Origin of the sequence: Pseudomonas sp. MF6767 (genome assembly GCF_016405475.1) — a bacterium.
In the GTDB taxonomy this organism is placed as follows: Bacteria; Pseudomonadota; Gammaproteobacteria; order Pseudomonadales; family Pseudomonadaceae; genus Aquipseudomonas; species Aquipseudomonas paracarnis.
In genome coordinates this window covers 72,147-91,288 of sequence record NZ_JAEKCY010000015.1, presented here as the reverse complement: position 1 = coordinate 91,288, position 19,142 = coordinate 72,147, and the positions used below count along the sequence as shown (strand labels likewise).

Genomic DNA, 19,142 nt, shown 5'->3' with positions numbered 1-19,142 from the left:
AGCGCTGTTTTCATTAGCAGGCTAATAACTGGACTCTATCGCTGAGTCCAAGGTTCCGAACTCGGCTTTCATGCGCGCGTTTTCATGACAGGTATTGCGATAGCGCAACGCCGGTTGATTCACCAGGAGATTCAATGAACACCCTTTTTATGCACTGCCGCTCGGGTTTTGAAGGCGAAGTCTGTTCCGAGATCGCGGAGCACGCCGCGCGCCTGAACGTTTCCGGCTACGCCAAGGCCAAGACCGGCAGCGCCTGCGCCGAATTTGTCTGCACCGAAGAAGACGGCGCCCAGCGCCTGATGCACGGCCAGCGCTTTGCCGAGCTGATCTTCCCCAGGCAGTGGGCGCGCGGGGTGTTTATCGACCTGCCGGAAACCGACCGCATCAGCGTGATCCTCGCCCACCTGCGCGAGTTTCCGCTGTGCGGTAGCTTGTGGCTGGAGATGGTCGACACCAATGACGGCAAGGAACTGTCGAACTTCTGCAAGAAATTCGAAGTGCACCTGCGCAAAGCCCTGCTTAACGCCGGCAAGCTGGTGGACGACCCGAGCAAGCCGCGCCTGCTGCTGACCTTCAAGAGCGGCCGCGAAGTGTTCATGGGCCTGGCCGAGTCGAACAACTCGGCGATGTGGCCCATGGGCATCCCGCGCCTCAAGTTTCCGCGTGATGCGCCCAGCCGCTCGACCCTCAAGCTGGAAGAGGCCTGGCACCACTTCATCCCCCGTGACCAGTGGGACGAACGCCTGCACGGCGACATGACCGGCGTCGACCTCGGCGCAGCACCGGGCGGCTGGACCTGGCAACTGGTCAACCGTGGCATGCTGGTGACCGCCATCGACAATGGCCCCATGGCCGAAAGCCTGATGGACACCGGCCTGGTGCAACACCTGATGGCCGACGGCTTCACCTTCGTGCCCAAGCAGCCGGTGGACTGGATGGTCTGCGATATCGTCGAGAAACCTGCGCGCAACGCGGCACTCTTGGAAACCTGGATTGGCGAAGGGCATTGCCGCGAGGCGGTGGTGAACCTGAAGTTGCCGATGAAGCAGCGTTACGCCGAGGTGAAGCGTCTGCTGGAGCGCATCGAAGAGGGCTTCAAGGCGCGCGGCATTCGTGTGGAGATCGGCTGCAAGCAGCTCTACCACGACCGCGAAGAGGTGACCTGTCACCTGCGCCGCCTGGTAGACGTAAAGAAATCCAAAGGCCGCTGATATTAAATGTGGGAGCTGGCTTGCCTGCGAAAGCGGTATTACAGTCGAAGTTTATGTTGAATGTGCCCCCGTCATCGCGGGCAAGCCCGCTCCCACATTGTTGAGCGGCGCCAGTTTTAGGAGTGAAGTATGAGTCTTGAACAGCCTGTCGACGGCACCCTCGACGCCACCGGCCTCAACTGCCCGGAACCCGTGATGATGCTGCACCAGCACATCCGCGACCTGCCGGCGGGCGGCCTGCTCAAGGTCATCGCGACCGACCCGTCGACCCGTCGCGATATCCCCAAGTTCTGCGTGTTTCTCGACCATGAACTGGTGGATCAGCGGGAAGATGCTGGCACCTACCTGTACTGGATCCGCAAGAAAGCCGATTAAGCCTGCGCCTTTTCGGCCCGAATGCGTCGGCGTGCACTGCGCGCCAGGCGCACCACCAACATCCCCGCCGCACAGCTCAAGCCCACGATCAGCCCTTGCCATAAACCGCTCGGGCCGCTGGGCTCGCCGAGCCAGTTTGTCAGGCCCAGGGCGTAACCTACCGGCAGGCCCACGCCCCAATAGGCGAACAAGGTCAGCACCATGGTCACCCGGGTGTCCTGGTAGCCGCGCAATGCGCCGGCGGCGGTGACCTGGATCGAGTCAGAGAACTGGAACAGCGCCGAGAACACGATCAGCATCGACGCCAGGTGGATCACTACCGGGTCGGGGGTGTAGATCGCTGCAATCTGCTCGCGAAACAACAGCATCAAGCTGCAGGAAAAGCAGGCATACGCCAGTGCGGTGCCCATGCCGACGCCGGCGGCGAAGCGTGCTTCCCGAGGTTCGCCGCGCCCCAGCGCCTGGCCGACGCGCACGGTGACGGCCATGCTCAGGGAATAGGGGATCATGAACACCAGGGAGCTGACGTTCAGCGCGATCTGGTGACCGGAGACCACCGTGGCGCCCAGGCTGCCGATCAACAAGGCGATCACCGCAAAAATACTCGATTCGGCAAAGATCGCCACGCCTATCGGCAGGCCAATGCCCAACACGCGCTTGATCACCGCCCACTGCGGCCAGTCGAAGCGCTTGAACAATTCGCTGCTTTGATAGGCCGCGCCCCAGCGCGTCCAGATGGCCAGGCCGATCATCATCACCCACATCGCAATCGCGGTAGCCCAGCCACAACCCACGCCGCCCATGGCCGGTACGCCCAAGTGGCCGTAGATGAAGATGTAGTTCAGCGGAATATTCAGCGCCAAGCCGCACAAGCCCATGACCATGCTCGGCCGTGTGCGGCCCAGGCCGTCACTGAAACAGCGAAACACGTAGTACAACGCCACCGCCGGCATACCGGCGGCGATGCCATGCAGGTAGCCCATGGACGGCTCGATCAAGTCGGGTTCGACCTTCATCGCATGCAGGATCGGCTCGGCGCATAGCAACAACAGCGCCCCTGCGATGCCAACCACGACGGCCAGCCACAATGACTGACGCACCAAGGGCCCGATCTCGCTGAACTGGCCCGCACCGTAGCGCTGGGCGACTTTCGGCGTGGTGGCAAGCAGAGTGCCGGTCATCAACAGGTACACCGGGATCCAGATCGAATTACCCAGGCCCACCGCCGCCAGGTCCTGCGGGCTCACGCGCCCGGCCATCACCGCGTCGACGAAGCTCATCGCGGTGGTGGCCAGTTGGCCGATCATGATCGGCAAGGCCAGCGTCAGCAGGCCGCGCACTTCCCGGCTGATGCGGGCGGGGCGGGAGAGGGGAGCGGTGGCAGTGTTCACGTACAGGTGTCCAATAAAAAGGCAGTCGCAAGGACGGCGGATTCTACGCGTTGACGCAGCGGTCAGGAAAAAACCTGTGTTAGGGATTTGTAAGCGATGCGCCCAGGCCAGCGCTGACCCCTGTGGGAGCTGGCTTGCCTGCGATGCGGGCACCTCGGTCCATCAGGCAAACCGGGTCGATGCAATCGCAGGCAAGCCAGCTCCCACACAGGATCTTCTGTACACTGCCAATCCGCCAAAGGAGCCTGCCATGCTGATTGTTGCCGACGAAAATATCCCGCTGCTCGATGCATTCTTCGAAGGGTTTGGCGAGATTCGCCGCGTGCCCGGCCGTTCCATCGACCGCGCCACCGTCGAGCAGGCCGATGTACTGCTGGTGCGCTCGGTGACCAACGTCAACCGTGCCTTGCTTGAGGGCAGTAACGTGCGCTTTGTCGGCACCTGCACCATCGGCACCGACCACCTGGACCTCGACTACTTCAAGCAAGCGGGTATCCAGTGGTCCAGCGCGCCCGGCTGCAATGCGCGTGGGGTGGTGGACCACGTGCTTGGCAGCTTGCAGACCCTGGCTGAAATCGAAGGCGCTGACCTCAAGCAGCGTACCTACGGCATCGTCGGCGCGGGTGAAGTCGGCGGGCGCTTGGTCAAGGTGCTCCAGGGCCTGGGTTGGAATGTGTTGGTGTGCGATCCGCCGCGCCAGATTACCGAGGGCAGTGATTACGTCAGCCTGCAGCAGATCATCGAGCAATGTGACGTGATCAGCTTGCATACGCCGCTGATCAAGTCCGGCAACGGTTCGACCTGGCACCTGTTTGATCGCCAGCGCCTGGCACAGCTCAAGCCGGGCACCTGGCTGATCAACGCCAGCCGGGGTGCGGTGGTGGATAACGCCGCGCTGCGCGAGGTGTTGCTGGCGCGCGAAGACCTGCAAGCGGTGCTGGACGTGTGGGAAGGCGAGCCCGAGGTGGACGTCGACCTGGCTGACCTGTGCGTGCTGGCCACGCCGCATATTGCCGGCTACAGCCTCGATGGCAAGCAGCGCGGCACCGCGCAGATTTACCAGGCGCTGTGCGCGCACCTGGGCCAGGAACCGAGTATTCACTTAAGTGATTTGCTACCGGCCCCCTGGCTGGCCGAGATGCACCTGCATCCTGAGACTGACCCGGCCTGGGCGCTGGCGACCTTGTGCCGCAGTGTGTACGACCCACGCCGTGACGACGCGGATTTCCGCCGCAGCCTGGTGGGCACCGTGCAGGAACAGCGCCAAGCCTTCGACCTGCTGCGCAAGCACTATCCGGAGCGTCGCGAGATCGATGGCTTGAAGGTGCGCATCAAGGGGGAGTCGGCGGTGCTGTCACAGATCGTGACTGCTCTGGGTGCCGAACACCTATAACTGTAGGAGCGAGCTTGCTCGCGAAAAACGTCAACGATAGCGCAGCGTTTCTGATTTAACGCGGCGCCCTCAGGTTTTTCGCGAGCAAGCTCGCTCCTACAGGGGGCACAAAAAACCCGGCCACTTGGGCCGGGTTTGAAAGAGCGTGGGCGCTTCAGCCTTGCTGGGCAGGCTTGACCAGTCGCTGTTCCAGCTCGCTGCAGGCTTGCTGGATCATTTCTTCGGTAATCTGCACTTCCCGGCCCTTGGCATCGATATACGAGCAAGGCAGCTGCTGCGGCTGGCGGATCACTTCAATCTTGGCGTCGCTGCTATTTTGCAAGGTCATGGCCTGTCTCCTCATCAGGTTGTGTACCTACTTTAATTCCCCCACATGAACGCGCTGTTACAACTCCTTACACGCTCGTCGGTTCGAACACCCAGTCCACCAGAAACCGGTACATATTTCCAGATGAGTCTTAGACCGATAGCCTCTAGCGGCCTGCATCGGTGGGCATAATTAACCTGACTCATTGTTATTTGTGCAAGTTCCCCCAATGTTGATGTATAGACTCTCCATTGGTGATCCTTCCATGTTCTCAATCCGTCAACGCCGTGCGATTCGCCTGGCCAGCCGCTTTATCGCGCCCTACCGCTGGCAGGCGCTTGGCGCACTGCTGGCGCTGATCGTCACCGCTGGCATCACCTTGTCCATGGGGCAGGGCATACGCCTGTTGGTGGACCAGGGCTTCATGACCCAGTCGCCGCATCTGCTCAACCAGTCTATAGGCCTGTTCATGCTGCTGGTGCTCGGCCTGGCCGTGGGCACCTTCACGCGGTTTTACCTGGTGTCGTGGATTGGCGAGCGGGTGGTGGCCGATATTCGCCGGCAGGTGTTCAATCACCTGATCTACCTGCACCCAGGCTTCTACGAGAACAACCGCAGCTCGGAAATCCAGTCGCGGCTGACCACCGACACCACCTTGCTGCAATCGGTGATCGGCTCATCACTGTCGCTGTTTTTGCGCAACGCCCTGATGGTGATCGGCGGCATCGTGTTGCTGTTTATCACTAACCCCAAGCTCACCAGCATCGTGGTGGTGGCGTTGCCGCTGGTGCTGGCGCCGATTCTGATCTTCGGGGGCCGGGTGCGCAGCCTGTCGCGTTTGAGCCAGGACCGTATCGCGGACGTCGGCAGCTATGTCGCCGAGACGCTGGGCCAGATCAAGACCGTGCAGGCCTATAACCATCAGGTGCAGGACGAACAGCGCTTCGCCGTTACCGTCGAGGACGCCTTTGTCACGGCACGTAAACGCATCTTGCAGCGTTCCTGGCTGATCACCCTGGTGATCATGCTGGTGCTCGGCGCGGTAGGCGTGATGCTGTGGGTGGGCGGCATGGACGTGATCAGCGGACGCATTTCCGGCGGTGAGCTGGCGGCGTTCGTGTTCTACAGCCTGATTGTCGGCAGCGCCGTCGGCACCCTGAGCGAAGTGCTTGGCGAGTTGCAGCGTGCCTTTGGTGCAGCCGAGCGTATCGGTGAGCTGTTGCAGTCAGGCAACGAGATCCAGGCGCCGGCCACTGGCGGCGTACGTTTGCCGGAACGGGTCAGTGGCCGCATGGAACTGCAGGACCTACGCTTTTCCTATCCTTCGCGACCGGACAGCTACGCCATCGATGGCTTGAACCTGACCATCAACCCGGGCGAAACCCTGGCCTTGGTAGGGCCGTCCGGTGCGGGCAAGTCGACGATTTTCGATCTGCTGCTGCGCTTCTACGACCCCCAGCAAGGCCGCATCCTGCTCGAAGGCCAGCCGCTGACCGAGCTTGACCCGTTAGACCTGCGGCGCCATTTCGCTCTGGTGTCCCAGAGCCCGGCTTTGTTCTTCGGCAGCGTCGAGGACAACATCCGCTACGGCAACCCGTCCGCCACCACCGCCCAGGTGGAAGCCGCCGCCCGAATCGCCCACGCCCACGACTTCATCCTGAAAATGCCCGACGGCTACCAGACCCATTTAGGTGAAAGTGGCCAGGGCCTCTCCGGCGGCCAGCGCCAACGCCTGGCCATCGCGCGCGCCTTGCTGGTCGACGCGCCGATCCTGCTGCTGGACGAAGCCACCAGCGCCCTCGATGCCCAGAGTGAACACCTTATCCAGCAAGCGCTGCCGCAGCTAATGCAGGGGCGCACCACGCTGGTGATCGCCCACCGTTTGGCCACGGTGAAGAATGCCGACCGCATTGCGGTGATGGACCAGGGAAAGCTGGTGGCGGTGGGCACGCATCAGCAGTTGATTGCGAGCAATCCGCTGTATGCGCGGTTGGCGGCGTTGCAGTTCAGTGATGGAGATGAACAGGTGAATCAGCGCCCATAAAAAATGCCCGCATCTTTCGATGCGGGCAATGAAACCTCTGTAGGAGCGAGCTTGCTCGCGAAAAACTCACAGGCGCCGCGTTTATCCAGGAAGCACGCGTTAGCGTTGACGTTCTTCGCGAGCAAGCTCGCTCCTACTGGTCGTCGAAGTACCGCTCATGCCAATCCACCAACGGCTGCGGTGAGTTGAGCTTCTGCCCGTAGATCACCGAATAAGACAGCACGTTCTGCACATACTGGCGGGTTTCGTCGAAGGGGATGCTTTCCACCCATACGTCGAAACTGAGGTGGTCTGCGCCGCGCAGCCATTGGCGCACGCGGCCTGGGCCGGCGTTGTAGGCAGCGGAGGCTAGCACGCGGTTGCCGTTGAACTGGCTGTGAACCTGGCTCAGGTAAGCAGCGCCGAGCTGGATATTTTTATCCGGGTCCAGCACCTGGGCCGGGGAGGCCAGGGGGATGCTGAACTTGCGTGCAGTTTCCTTGGCGGTGCCGGGCATCAGTTGCATCAGGCCGCTGGCGCCGACGCCGGAGCGGGCATCGTCCATGAACGCGCTTTCCTGACGGGTGATGGCAAAGATCCAGCTGGAGTGCAGGCCACGTACCTTGGCTTCGCGCACCAGGGTGTCGCGGTGGGCCATCGGGAAGCGGATGTCCAGATCGTCCCAGTACTGCGCCTGGCTGATGGTGCGGATGGCCGGAAAGTACCACTTCATGTCGTAGGCCAACTTGGCCTGGGCGACCATCTCGTCACGGTTGAAATGACGGCTGACGTGGTACCACTCACGGCGACCGTCGACGATCTGGCCACGGGCGTAGAATTCCAGGGCACGCCGCACCCCAGGGGTATTGCGCACCTTGTTGACCAGCGCCTGGCTCATCACCAGCGGCTTGTTGTTCAACTGGTAAGGAGATTTGGAGCGGTCAGCGGCGAGGAAACCGTAGAAGTCCCGCTCCTTGGCCACGTTTTTGTACAGGACCAAGGCTTGCGGGTTCTTCGGCTCGGCCAGCTCCAGGCTGCGTGCCTGCCAGTAGCGCCAACGGTTGGTGGTGGCCAGGTCCTGTGGGAGTTTGCGGGTCAACTGGTAGGCGTCTTCCCAGCGCGCCAGGCGCAACAGCAGGCGCAGACGCCACTCTGAAACCGTATTGTCGCGCAACTCTGGGTCGTACTTGGTCATGACCTCCAGCGCGCGCGGGTCGAAGCGCTTGGCCAGGGTCAAGCCGATCTCGCGGGCAATCGACACCTTTTCGTCACGGGAGAAGTGCATGCTGCTGGCGTAGCCATCGAGCAGCGACATGGCTTTGTCCGGATCCTGGCGCGCCAGGCGACGCAGGCCCAGGCCCACGGCGTCAGACATGGCCTCGGTGGCCGGCTGGAAGCGTGACGGGTCGCTGAGCATGTCTGGCTTCTGTGCCACATCCACCATCAGGCGGCCCTGGGCGCCAAGAGTCGGCAGGGTTTTGACCAGGCTGTTGGCCAGCGCGTAGTTACGCGCTTCGGCGGCGAGCTTGGCGCGGTCCCAGATCTTCTGCTCGGTGAGTTGGCCGGCAGCGGCCCATTGGCCAAACGTGACGTCACAGGCGGCTGGCTGGGATTTGCCGGTCATCCACAGTTTTTCGGCGGTCTTGTAGCCTTCGGCCTTCAGGTTGTGGCTGAGCTGGTATTGGCCATGCAGGCAGTCCAGCTCGACGAAATTGAGCTTGGTGTCGTAGTACTTTTCAAAAGTCTGCCAATCGCCGCGTTCGGCCAGCCAGCGCAGCCAACGCAGTTTCATCCAGTTGGCCTGGGGCAGGTCGCCGTGTTTGGCGAGGAATTGTTCGATTTCCTCGTTACTTGCGGTTTTCAGGCGCGCGGTCAGTTCGTCATAGGCCAGATAGGGCGTGAGCGGGTAGTCGGCCAGGGCCTGGCTGTATTGCATGTACGGGCCGGTGTCGCCCTTGGCCAGGGCGCGTTTGGCTTGATCGTAATACTGGCGTTGAGTGGTGAGATCCACCGCCTGGGCGGATTGAACGGCAGTGGCGGAAAGGAGCAGACAAGACAAAAAGTTGAAAAGGCGACTGCGCATGAGACGTCCGTGCAGAGAAATCACGACTAGCACCGGCACCGCCGACACTGATTGCCCCTAGCTTAGCCTTTTGCCAGCGGCCCGCGAAAGCTTTGCCGGCTGGTTCGTTCAAGTTCGCCGGAAATGTCCTACAGAACGTGTCTATACAGAAAATCCCGACCGCATCCCACCTTCAACTCAGGTAGAATGCGCGCCCAGTTTTTGGAGAAGCGTATGACCCTGCTCAAATTCAGCGATGTGTCCCTTGCTTTCGGCGCCATGCCGTTGTTGGACAAGGTGTCCTGGCAGATCGCCCGTGGTGAGCGGGTGTGCATCATCGGCCGCAACGGCACCGGCAAGTCCAGCATGATGAAGCTGGTAAAAGGCGACCAGAAGCCCGATGACGGCTCTGTCTGGCGTGCCCCGGGCCTCAAGATCGGCGAATTGCCGCAAGAATTGCCGGTGGCCGACGGACGGACAGTGTTCGACGTGGTAGCCGAAGGCCTGGACGGCGTAGGCGAGTTGCTCGCGCAATACCATCACCTGGCACAGAACTGCGTCACCGAAGAAGACCTGGACAAACTGATGCACGTTCAGCAAGACCTCGAAGCCCGTGATGGCTGGCGCTTGCAGCAACTGGTGGACAGCACCCTGAGCCGTCTGCAACTGCCGGCCGACAAGACCCTCGCCGAATTGTCCGGCGGCTGGCGTCGTCGCGTGCTGCTGGCCCAGGCGCTGGTGTCCGAGCCGGACCTGCTGCTGCTCGACGAACCGACCAACCACCTGGACATCGGCGCCATCGCCTGGCTTGAAGAGGCCATCAAGGACTTCCAGGGCGCCGTGCTGTTTATCACGCACGACCGTGCATTCCTGCAGAGCCTGGCCACGCGCATCCTCGAGCTGGACCGTGGCGGCCTGATCGACTGGAACGGCGACTACGCCAGCTTCCTGGTGCACAAGGAAGCCGCCTTGGCGGCCGAAGAAACCGCCAACGCACTGTTCGACAAGAAGCTGGCCCAGGAAGAAGTCTGGATCCGCCAGGGCATCAAGGCCCGTCGCACCCGTAACGAAGGCCGCGTGCGTGCCTTGAAGGCCTTGCGCGTCGAGCGCAGTGAGCGCCGCGAGCGTACCGGCAAGGCCAATATCCAGCTCGATACTGCCGACAAGTCGGGCAAGCAAGTGATGGTGCTGGAGAACGTCAGCTTCCATCACCCGGACGGCCCGTTCCTGATCAAGGACTTCTCCATGGTCCTGCAGCGTGGCGATCGTATCGGCCTGCTGGGCGCCAACGGTACCGGCAAGACCACCTTGCTCAAGCTGATGCTCAGCGGTCTGCAACCGACCAGCGGCAAGGTAGAAGAGGGCACTCGCATCGACGTGGCCTACTTTGACCAGTTGCGCCACCAGTTGGACCTGGAAAAGACCGTGATCGACAACGTCGCCGAAGGTCGCGACTTTATCGACATCGACGGCCAGAGCCGCCACGTACTCAGCTACCTGGGCGACTTCCTGTTCAGCCCGCAACGTGCGCGCACGCCGGTCAAGGCTCTGTCTGGTGGTGAGCGCGCGCGCCTGCTGCTGGCCAAGCTGTTCAGCAAGCCGGCCAACCTGCTGGTGCTCGACGAACCGACCAACGACCTCGACGTGGAAACCCTGGAACTGTTGGAAGAGGTCTTGCTGACCTTCAACGGCACCGTGCTGATGGTCAGCCACGACCGGGAATTCCTCGACAACGTGGTCACCAGCACCCTGGTTTTCGAAGGCGAAGGCAAGGTGCGCGAATACGTGGGCGGTTATCAGGACTGGCTGCGTCAGGGCGGCTCGCCGCGCCTGCTGGGCGTGACCGAGAGCAAGTCGGGCAAGGCCGACCTGAACACGGCGGTGGTGGCTCCGGTCGCTGCCGAAACGCCTGCACCGGCTGCTGAAGGTGCGCCTGCCAAGAAAAAGCTCAGCTACAAGTTGCAGCGTGAACTGGAAGCCTTGCCAGGCGATATCGATGCCAAGGAACAGCAGATCGCTGCGGTCGAAGCGGAAATGGCTGACGCCGGCTTCTACTTGCGCCCTGCGGCAGAAACCGCCAAGGTCATCGCCTCTCTGGAGACGCTGAACCAGGAGCTGGAAGCGTTGGTTGAGCGTTGGGCCGAGCTGGATGGCTGACTGATCGACCCGCAATAAAAAAGCCCGGCGCTCTTCTATGAGCGCCGGGCTTTTTAATATGAAATGCGATTCAACTGTGGGAGCTGGCTTGCCTGCGATAGCAGTCTGTCAGTTGATGCATCGGGTGGCTGATACACCGCTATCGCAGGCAAGCCAGCTCCCACATTAGACCTTCATCGGTCTTACGAACTCTTTACCAGTTTGACGGCCAGTACATCGCACGGTGCGCCGTGCAATACATCATTGGCGGTCGAGCCCAGCAGCAGTGCCAAACCGTGTCGCCCATGACTACCCACTACGATCAGGTCACAACCCTGTTCTTTGGCCAAGTGGTGGATTTCCTGGCGCGGTTGGCCGTAGGTAAGATGGGAATTTTCCTTGCTGACCTTGGGATACTTGAGAATCAAGCGGTCAAGGCGCTCCTTGGCCTGGTCGAACTGTTGCTGCTGCAGTTGGGAAAGGTCCATTGGCACGTCACCACCAAAAGCCATAGCCATGGGCTCGACGATGTGTACCAACGACAGTTTGGCGCCATTGGCAATCGCGGATTCCTGTGCGCGCTTGATCACTGGATCGCACTCTTCGGTCAGGTCGACAGCGACCAGAATATGTTCGTAGGGCATGAGGCGTTCCTCCAGGGGGCTGCAATAAGTTCAGTATGGCTGCTTTCAAGCGGATGGGGTTGCCGCAGATCAAATCCGCTCATCTAGAAATTCGGGAGTACACATATGACGGTCTGGATAGTGGTGTCAATCCTTGCGGTGGTTTTAAGCCCCCTGGTATGGCTGCGCCCTTCGCGCCAGCAGAGTGGGCGCATGGCCCTGCGCATGGAGGCACGCCGCATCGGGCTGGCCATGCAGTTGGCGCCCCAGGAGTGGCCGCACTGGCTCAAACAGGAGCCGCCGAGCCCCTGTGCGCAGTATTGCCGGCCACGACGCGGCAACACGCCCGCAACCTGGAGCTACTGGCAGCTGGAGCCCGGGCTGTGGGTCAATCAGTGGCGTGAACCCTGTGTGGATGAGAAGTTGTTGCCGCATTTTGCAACGCTGCCGGCAAACGTCTACAAGGTCGAGGCCGACAAACAAATGATTGCTCTGTATTGGGGCGAAAAGGGCGAAGCAAGTGTGCTGAAAGACATCGATGCGCTGCTCAAGGCCCTGGCCTGACCCACACTTTGTAGGAGCGAGCTTGCTCGCGAAAATCGCCAACGATAACGCGGATAATCAGGCTATACGCGGCGCTCTCCAGGTTTTCGCGAGCAAGCTAGCTCCTACAGAAAAGCCGGGCAATAAAAAGCCCGACATCATCATCGGGCTGGAGATGGCCAGGCAGGCCGGTAAATCTGTAGGTTGCCGCTAGCCTAGCCGTGTATTGCTTTCTGTGCAGTCTTTTCCCACGTCTTTTCTATTATTGATCCTGTGAATATTTGAATATTGACGGGTGGCCAGCCTGTGGGCCGGGTTCTGAAATGACCGGAAAGTCGCGTTTTTCCTAGCCTTTGGAGCGATTGACAATTGCTCGGAATTGGATGAAGGTGGCGTACCCAAATCAAACGGGCGTATGAATTGAGCGTTTGCCTGTCAGACGACTCATACAAAACCCGACTATCGCACTGGCGGGTGTGCCTGGCGGATTGGCGTGAGCATTGATTCAACTGTCAATGTCAAACCAGAGACCAGCGTCCAGTGTGTACTGTTCAGCTTCCATATCGTGGAGATCAGTTGATGATTTACGAAGGTAAAGCCATCACGGTTAAGGCTCTTGAAAGTGGCATCGTCGAACTCAAATTCGACCTCAAGGGTGAGTCCGTCAACAAGTTCAACCGTCTAACCCTGAACGAACTGCGTCAGGCCGTAGACACCATCAAAGCAGATGCTTCGGTCAAGGGCGTGATCGTCTCCAGCGGCAAGGACGTGTTTATCGTCGGCGCTGACATCACCGAATTCGTCGACAACTTCAAGCTGCCCGATGCCGAGCTGGTGGCTGGCAACCTCGAAGCCAACAAGATCTTCAGCGATTTCGAAGACCTCAACGTGCCGACCGTTGCTGCCATCAATGGCATCGCGTTGGGCGGCGGCCTGGAAATGTGCCTGGCGGCAGACTTCCGCGTCATGTCTGCGACGGCCAAGATCGGCCTGCCGGAAGTCAAGCTGGGCATCTACCCAGGCTTTGGCGGTACCGTGCGCCTGCCGCGCCTGATCGGTGCCGACAACGCGATCGAATGGATCGCCGCCGGCAAGGAAAACAAAGCTGAAGATGCACTGAAAGTCGGTGCTGTCGACGCTGTCGTTGCCCCGGACAAATTGGCCGAAGCCGCGCTGAACCTGATCAAGGGCGCCATCAGCGGCGAATTTGACTACAAGGCCAAGCGTCAGCCGAAGCTGGAAAAACTCAAGCTCAACGCCATCGAACAGATGATGTCGTTCGAAACCGCCAAAGGTTTCGTGGCCGGCCAGGCCGGCCCGAACTACCCGGCGCCGGTGGAAGCGATCAAGACCATCCAGAAGGCCGCGAACTTCGGTCGCGACAAAGCCCTGGAAGTGGAAGCGGCAGGCTTCGTCAAACTGGCGAAAACCTCGGCGGCCCAGAGCCTGATCGGCCTGTTCCTGAACGATCAGGAACTGAAGAAAAAGGCCAAGGCCTACGACGAAATCGCCAAGGACGTGAAACAGGCCGCCGTACTCGGCGCCGGTATCATGGGCGGCGGTATCGCCTATCAGTCGGCGTCCAAAGGCACGCCGATCCTGATGAAAGACATCAACGAACACGGTATCGAGCAGGGCCTGGCCGAAGCCGCCAAGCTGCTGGTGGGCCGCGTTGATAAAGGTCGCATGACCGCTGCAAAAATGGCTGAAGTGCTTAACGGCATTCGCCCTACGCTGTCCTACGGCGATTTCGGCCACGTCGACCTGGTGGTCGAAGCGGTTGTCGAAAACCCGAAGGTCAAGCAAGCCGTACTGGCTGAAGTGGAAGCCCAGGTCAAAGATGACACCATCCTGGCCTCCAACACCTCGACCATTTCCATCTCGCTGCTGGCCAAGGCCCTCAAGCGTCCGGAAAACTTCGTCGGCATGCACTTCTTCAACCCGGTGCACATGATGCCGCTGGTGGAAGTGATCCGTGGCGAGAAGTCCAGCGAGCTGGCCGTTGCCACCACCGTTGCCTACGCCAAGAAAATGGGCAAGAACCCGATCGTCGTCAACGATTGTCCGGGCTTTTTGGTCAACCGTGTGCTGTTCCCGTACTTTGGCGGTTTCGCCAAGCTGGTCAGCGCCGGTGTGGATTTTGTGCGCATCGACAAGGTCATGGAAAAATTTGGCTGGCCCATGGGCCCGGCGTACCTGATGGACGTGGTCGGCATCGACACCGGCCACCACGGTCGCGACGTCATGGCTGAAGGCTTCCCGGACCGCATGAAAGACGACCGTCGTTCGGCTGTCGATGCACTCTACGAAGCCAAGCGCCTGGGCCAGAAGAACGGCAAGGGCTTCTACGCCTACGAGACCGACAAGAAGGGCAAGCAGAAGAAAGTGGCCGACCCGTCGGTGCACGAAGTACTCGCTCCGGTCATCTACGAACAGCGTGAGGTGTCCGACGAGGACATCATCAACTGGATGATGATCGCCCTGTGCCTGGAAACCGTGCGTTGCCTGGAAGACGGCATCGTCGAAACCGCCGCCGAAGCCGATATGGGCCTGGTGTACGGCATTGGTTTCCCTCCATTCCGTGGTGGTGCGCTGCGTTACATCGACTCCATCGGTGTGGCCCAGTTCGTTGCCCTGGCTGATCAGTACGCTGATCTGGGCCCGCTGTACCACCCGACCGCGAAGCTGCGTGAAATGGCCAAGAATGGCCAGAGCTTCTTCGGTTAAGTGCCCAGACGACTAGAGCGAGAATATTTATGAGCTTGAATCCAAGAGACGTCGTGATCGTCGACTTCGGTCGTACGCCGATGGGCCGCTCCAAGGGCGGCATGCACCGCAACACCCGCGCCGAAGACATGTCGGCGCACCTGATCAGCAAAGTGCTGGAGCGCAACACCAAGGTCGACCCGAACGAAGTCGAGGACGTGATCTGGGGCTGCGTCAACCAGACCCTGGAGCAGGGCTGGAACATCGCGCGCATGGCGTCGTTGATGACCCAGATCCCGCACACCGCGGCCGGCCAGACCGTCAGCCGTCTGTGTGGTTCGTCGATGAGCGCGCTGCACACCGCTGCGCAAGCGATCATGACCGGCAACGGCGATGTATTCGTGGTCGGCGGCGTGGAGCACATGGGCCACGTCAGCATGATGCACGGCGTCGATCCTAACCCGCACATGTCCCTCTACGCGGCGAAAGCCTCGGGCATGATGGGCCTTACCGCGGAAATGCTCGGCAAAATGCACGGCATCACCCGTGAAGCCCAGGACGCCTTCGGCCTGCGCTCCCACCAGCTCGCCCACAAGGCGACTGTGGAAGGCAAGTTCAAGGATGAAATCATCCCGATGAACGGCTACGACGAGAATGGCTTCCTGAAACTGTTCGACTACGACGAAACCATTCGTCCGGACACTACCCTGGAAAGCCTGGCGGCCCTCAAGCCAGCCTTCAATCCAAAGGGCGGCACCGTGACAGCCGGTACTTCCTCGCAAATCACCGATGGTGCTTCGTGCATGATCGTGATGTCGGCACAGCGTGCCCAGGACCTGGGTATCCAGCCGCTGGCGGTGATTCGTTCGATGGCAGTGGCGGGTGTGGATCCGGCGATCATGGGCTATGGTCCAGTACCGGCCACACAAAAAGCCTTGAAGCGCGCAGGCCTTTCCATCTCCGATATCGACTTCTTCGAGCTCAACGAAGCTTTCGCCGCACAGGCCCTGCCAGTGCTGAAAGATTTGAAAGTACTCGACAAGATGAACGAGAAGGTTAACCTGCACGGCGGTGCGATTGCCCTGGGCCACCCATTCGGTTGCTCCGGTGCGCGTATCTCTGGCACTTTGCTTAACGTGATGAAGCAAAATGGTGGCAACCTTGGGGTTGCAACCATGTGCATTGGTCTCGGCCAAGGCATCTCTACCGTCTTCGAACGCGTCTAAACGTTCGGTTGACGGAAGCCGGGGCCCAGTGCCCCGGTTTTTGTTTTTTGGAACTTTTAAATATTTTTTTTCAACAAATTTTGCATGAGGGCCAGAGCATGAAAGTCGAACCAGGGCTCTACCAGCATTACAAGGGGCCGCAGTACCGTGTTTTCAGCGTGGCGCGCCACTCTGAAACCGAAGAAGAAGTGGTGTTTTACCAAGCGCTGTATGGCGAATACGGCTTTTGGGTGCGCCCTTTGAGCATGTTCCTGGAGACCGTCGAAGTTGACGGCGAGCAGGTCCCGCGCTTTGCTTTGGTCACGGCCGAACCCAGTCTTTTTACAGGGCAATAACGGCAGGTCGCGCAGAATGCTGCGCTTGACCTCATCCGGTTGCCACTATATATAGCGTTGCCGCGTCAGGCGCCAACTGCCTTTCACTTCTCGAATTCAGGAATTTTCCGATCCATGGGCAAATCGCTGGTCATTGTGGAATCCCCGGCTAAGGCCAAGACCATCAACAAGTACTTGGGCAACGAGTACGTGGTGAAGTCGAGTATCGGCCATATCCGAGACCTGCCCACCAGCGGTTCGGCTAGCGCCAGCAAGGAGCCTGCCGCCAAGCGCGGCAAGGCCGCCGCGGGCGAAGGTCCGGTACTCACGCCTAAAGAAAAAGCGCGCAAGCAACTGGTTTCGCGCATGGGTGTGGACCCGGACCATGGCTGGAAGGCCAAGTACGAAATCCTTCCGGGCAAGGAAAAGGTCATCGAAGAGCTGCGCCGGCTCGCCAAAGATGCTGACACCATCTATCTCGCGACGGACTTGGACCGCGAAGGGGAAGCCATTGCCTGGCACCTGCGCGAAGCCATCGGCGGTGATGACAGCCGCTACAAGCGCGTGGTGTTCAACGAAATCACCAAGAAAGCCATTCAGGAAGCCTTCTCCAAGCCGGGCGAGCTGGACATCGACCGTGTCAACGCCCAGCAGGCCCGTCGCTTCCTCGACCGCGTCGTCGGCTACATGGTCTCGCCACTGCTGTGGGCGAAGATCGCTCGTGGTCTGTCCGCCGGCCGTGTGCAATCGGTTGCGGTGAAGCTGGTGGTGGAACGTGAGCGCGAGATCCGTGCGTTCATTCCTGAAGAATACTGGGAAGTCCACGCCGACCTCGGCACTGCCAAGGGCGCCAATGTGCGCTTTGAAGTGGCCCGTGAGAAAGGCGAGGCCTTCAAACCGCTGAACGAAGCCCAGGCCATGGCCGCGCTGGAGAAGCTCAAGGCTTCCAGCTACAGCATCGTCAAGCGTGAAGACAAACCGACCAGCAGCAAGCCGTCGGCGCCGTTCATCACCTCCACCCTGCAACAGGCCGCGAGCAACCGCCTGGGCTTCGGGGTGAAGAAGACCATGATGATGGCCCAGCGTCTGTATGAGGCTGGCTACATCACCTATATGCGTACGGACTCCACCAACCTCTCGCAAGACGCGGTGGCGATGGCGCGTACCTATATTGAAAGCGAATTCGGCAAGACCTACCTGCCGGAGAAGCCGAACGTCTACAGCAGCAAGGAAGGCGCACAAGAGGCTCACGAAGCGATTCGTCCTTCTGACGCCAACACCACGCCTGCCAAGCTGAGCGGCATGGAGCGCGACGCTGAGCGCCTCTACGAGCTGATCTGGCGCCAGTTCCTGGCCTGCCAGATGCTGCCGGCGCAATACCTGTCTACTACCGTCAGCGTGGGCGCGGGCGATTTCGAGTTGCGTGCCAAGGGCCGTATCCTCAAGTTCGACGGCTACACCCGTGTGATGCCGCAGATCGCCAAGCCTGGCGATGATGATGTGCTGCCGGACATGGCCCAGGGCGACACGCTGAAGCTGATCAAGCTCGACCCGTCCCAGCACTTCACCAAGCCACCGGCGCGTTATTCCGAAGCCAGCCTGGTGAAAGAGATGGAGAAGCGCGGTATCGGTCGTCCGTCGACCTACGCGGCGATCATTTCCACCATCCAGGACCGTGGCTACGTTGCGTTGCACAACCGTCGTTTCTATTCGGAAAAGATGGGTGACATCGTGACCGAGCGTCTGTCGGAGAGCTTCTCCAACCTGATGGACTACGGCTTCACTGCCGGCATGGAAGAGAACCTCGATGACGTGGCCCAGGGCGAACGCGACTGGAAAAACGTGCTGGACGAGTTCTACGGCGACTTCAAGAAAAAGCTCGAAGTGGCTGAGAACCCCGAGAACGGGATGCGCGCCAACCAGCCGGTGATGACGGATATTCCGTGCACTACCTGCGGTCGACCGATGCAGATTCGTACCGCCTCCACCGGCGTGTTCCTCGGTTGCTCGGGCTACAGCCTGCCGCCCAAAGAGCGCTGCAAGGCGACCGTCAACCTGGTACCGGGCGATGAAATCGCGGCTGACGACGAGGGTGAGTCCGAGTCGCTGGTGCTGCGTGGCAAGCACCGTTGCCCAATCTGCAGCACGGCGATGGACGCCTACCTGCTGGACGAGAAGCACAAGCTGCATATTTGTGGTAACAACCCGGATTGCAACGGCTACGAGATCGAAGAGGGCACCTATCGCATCAAGGGCTATGAAGGCCCGAGCCTGGAATGCGACAAGTGCGGCAGCGAGATGCAGCTCAAGACTGGCCGTTTCGGCAAGTTCTTCGGGTGCACCAACCCAACCTGCAAGAACACCCGCAAACTGCTGAAAAGCGGTGATGCGGCGCCGCCGAAGATGGACCCGGTGAAAATGCCCGAGCTCAAGTGCGAGAAGGTCAACGACACCTACATCCTGCGTGACGGCGCTTCGGGGCTGTTCCTGGCTGCGAGCCAGTTCCCGAAAAACCGCGAGACCCGTGCGCCACTGGTGATGGAGATCGTGCCGCACAAGGACGAGATCGATCCGAAGTACCACTTCCTGTGTGAAGCGCCGAAGAAGGACCCGGATGGTCGTCCAGCCGTGATCCGCTACAGCCGCAAGACCAAGGAGCAGTACGTGCAGACCGAAGTGGACGGCAAGCCTACTGGCTGGAAAGCGTTCTACGACGGCGGCAAGTGGAAGGTCGAGGACAAGCGCCAGGGCGCTTGATCCGCTAGTCTGTTAACGCCAAAAGCCGTCTGTATAGACGGCTTTTGCTTACTGTAGGATTGAGTTTGTTGTGGC

Annotated in this window: 15 protein-coding genes; 11 read left to right on the top strand and 4 right to left on the bottom strand. The window is 60.4% G+C overall.

Going from position 1 to position 19,142, the window contains the following annotated elements; all coding sequences use genetic code 11:
* Positions 1 to 134 precede the first annotated feature (134 nt).
* Together rlmM and tusA are read left to right on the top strand one after the other, a co-directional pair.
* Positions 135 to 1,211, top strand: a complete 1,077-nt coding sequence (gene rlmM / locus JFT58_RS21810) for a 23S rRNA (cytidine(2498)-2'-O)-methyltransferase RlmM (RefSeq protein ID WP_054898799.1) — start codon at positions 135 to 137, stop codon at positions 1,209 to 1,211.
* 129 nt (positions 1,212 to 1,340) lie between these two features.
* Positions 1,341 to 1,586 (top strand): sulfurtransferase TusA, encoded by a 246-nt coding sequence (gene tusA / locus JFT58_RS21805; RefSeq protein WP_054898798.1) that lies wholly within the window; start codon positions 1,341 to 1,343, stop codon positions 1,584 to 1,586.
* On the opposite strand, the gene JFT58_RS21800 is transcribed toward tusA, so the two are convergent.
* Complete coding sequence (locus JFT58_RS21800) at positions 1,583 to 2,977, bottom strand: MATE family efflux transporter (RefSeq protein WP_054898797.1); 1,395 nt, start codon at positions 2,975 to 2,977, stop codon at positions 1,583 to 1,585. The genes tusA and JFT58_RS21800 overlap by 4 nt on opposite strands.
* Before the next feature lie 250 nt (positions 2,978 to 3,227).
* On the opposite strand from JFT58_RS21800, the gene pdxB reads away from it, so the two are divergent.
* The gene (gene pdxB / locus JFT58_RS21795; RefSeq protein ID WP_198834595.1) at positions 3,228 to 4,370 is read left to right on the top strand and encodes a 4-phosphoerythronate dehydrogenase PdxB; all 1,143 of its coding nucleotides are present in this window, start codon (positions 3,228 to 3,230) and stop codon (positions 4,368 to 4,370) included.
* Positions 4,371 to 4,524: 154 nt separating this feature from the next.
* Here pdxB and JFT58_RS21790 read toward each other — a convergent pair whose 3' ends face one another.
* Entirely contained in the window at positions 4,525 to 4,698 is a 174-nt protein-coding gene (locus JFT58_RS21790) for a PA1571 family protein (RefSeq protein ID WP_014717504.1), read from the bottom strand.
* Between the two features lie 214 nt (positions 4,699 to 4,912).
* Here JFT58_RS21790 and JFT58_RS21785 point away from each other — a divergent pair, with 214 nt between their 5' ends.
* Complete coding sequence (locus tag JFT58_RS21785; protein WP_169918858.1) at positions 4,913 to 6,721, top strand: ABC transporter ATP-binding protein/permease; 1,809 nt, start codon at positions 4,913 to 4,915, stop codon at positions 6,719 to 6,721.
* A gap of 133 nt (positions 6,722 to 6,854) precedes the next feature.
* On the opposite strand, the gene JFT58_RS21780 is transcribed toward JFT58_RS21785, so the two are convergent.
* Positions 6,855 to 8,783 (bottom strand): transglycosylase SLT domain-containing protein, encoded by a 1,929-nt coding sequence (locus JFT58_RS21780; RefSeq protein ID WP_034126641.1) that lies wholly within the window; start codon positions 8,781 to 8,783, stop codon positions 6,855 to 6,857.
* A 213-nt stretch (positions 8,784 to 8,996) separates the two neighbouring features.
* Between JFT58_RS21780 and JFT58_RS21775 the strand changes: the two genes are divergently transcribed.
* Positions 8,997 to 10,919, top strand: a complete 1,923-nt coding sequence (locus tag JFT58_RS21775; RefSeq protein WP_054898794.1) for an ATP-binding cassette domain-containing protein — start codon at positions 8,997 to 8,999, stop codon at positions 10,917 to 10,919.
* 182 nt (positions 10,920 to 11,101) lie between these two features.
* On the opposite strand, the gene JFT58_RS21770 is transcribed toward JFT58_RS21775, so the two are convergent.
* Positions 11,102 to 11,542, bottom strand: coding sequence for a universal stress protein (locus tag JFT58_RS21770; protein WP_034126643.1), 441 nt, complete (start codon positions 11,540 to 11,542; stop codon positions 11,102 to 11,104).
* Positions 11,543 to 11,647: 105 nt separating this feature from the next.
* Here JFT58_RS21770 and JFT58_RS21765 point away from each other — a divergent pair, with 105 nt between their 5' ends.
* From JFT58_RS21765 to topA, 6 genes are all read left to right on the top strand, one after another.
* Positions 11,648 to 12,085: a hypothetical protein gene (locus JFT58_RS21765; RefSeq protein ID WP_054898793.1), complete on the top strand. Its 438-nt coding sequence runs from the start codon at positions 11,648 to 11,650 to the stop codon at positions 12,083 to 12,085.
* A 22-nt stretch (positions 12,086 to 12,107) separates the two neighbouring features.
* The gene (locus JFT58_RS30400; RefSeq protein ID WP_169918853.1) at positions 12,108 to 12,278 is read left to right on the top strand and encodes a hypothetical protein; all 171 of its coding nucleotides are present in this window, start codon (positions 12,108 to 12,110) and stop codon (positions 12,276 to 12,278) included.
* 365 nt (positions 12,279 to 12,643) lie between these two features.
* On the top strand, positions 12,644 to 14,791 hold the full coding sequence (gene fadB, locus JFT58_RS21755; RefSeq protein ID WP_003189649.1) for a fatty acid oxidation complex subunit alpha FadB: 2,148 nt from the start codon (positions 12,644 to 12,646) through the stop codon (positions 14,789 to 14,791).
* Between the two features lie 29 nt (positions 14,792 to 14,820).
* Positions 14,821 to 15,996: an acetyl-CoA C-acyltransferase FadA gene (fadA, locus tag JFT58_RS21750; RefSeq protein ID WP_003189650.1), complete on the top strand. Its 1,176-nt coding sequence runs from the start codon at positions 14,821 to 14,823 to the stop codon at positions 15,994 to 15,996.
* A 98-nt stretch (positions 15,997 to 16,094) separates the two neighbouring features.
* Positions 16,095 to 16,331 (top strand): DUF1653 domain-containing protein, encoded by a 237-nt coding sequence (locus JFT58_RS21745; protein ID WP_003189651.1) that lies wholly within the window; start codon positions 16,095 to 16,097, stop codon positions 16,329 to 16,331.
* Positions 16,332 to 16,445: 114 nt separating this feature from the next.
* Positions 16,446 to 19,067 (top strand): type I DNA topoisomerase, encoded by a 2,622-nt coding sequence (gene topA / locus JFT58_RS21740; protein ID WP_003189652.1) that lies wholly within the window; start codon positions 16,446 to 16,448, stop codon positions 19,065 to 19,067.
* The last annotated feature ends 75 nt before the right edge of the window (positions 19,068 to 19,142 follow it).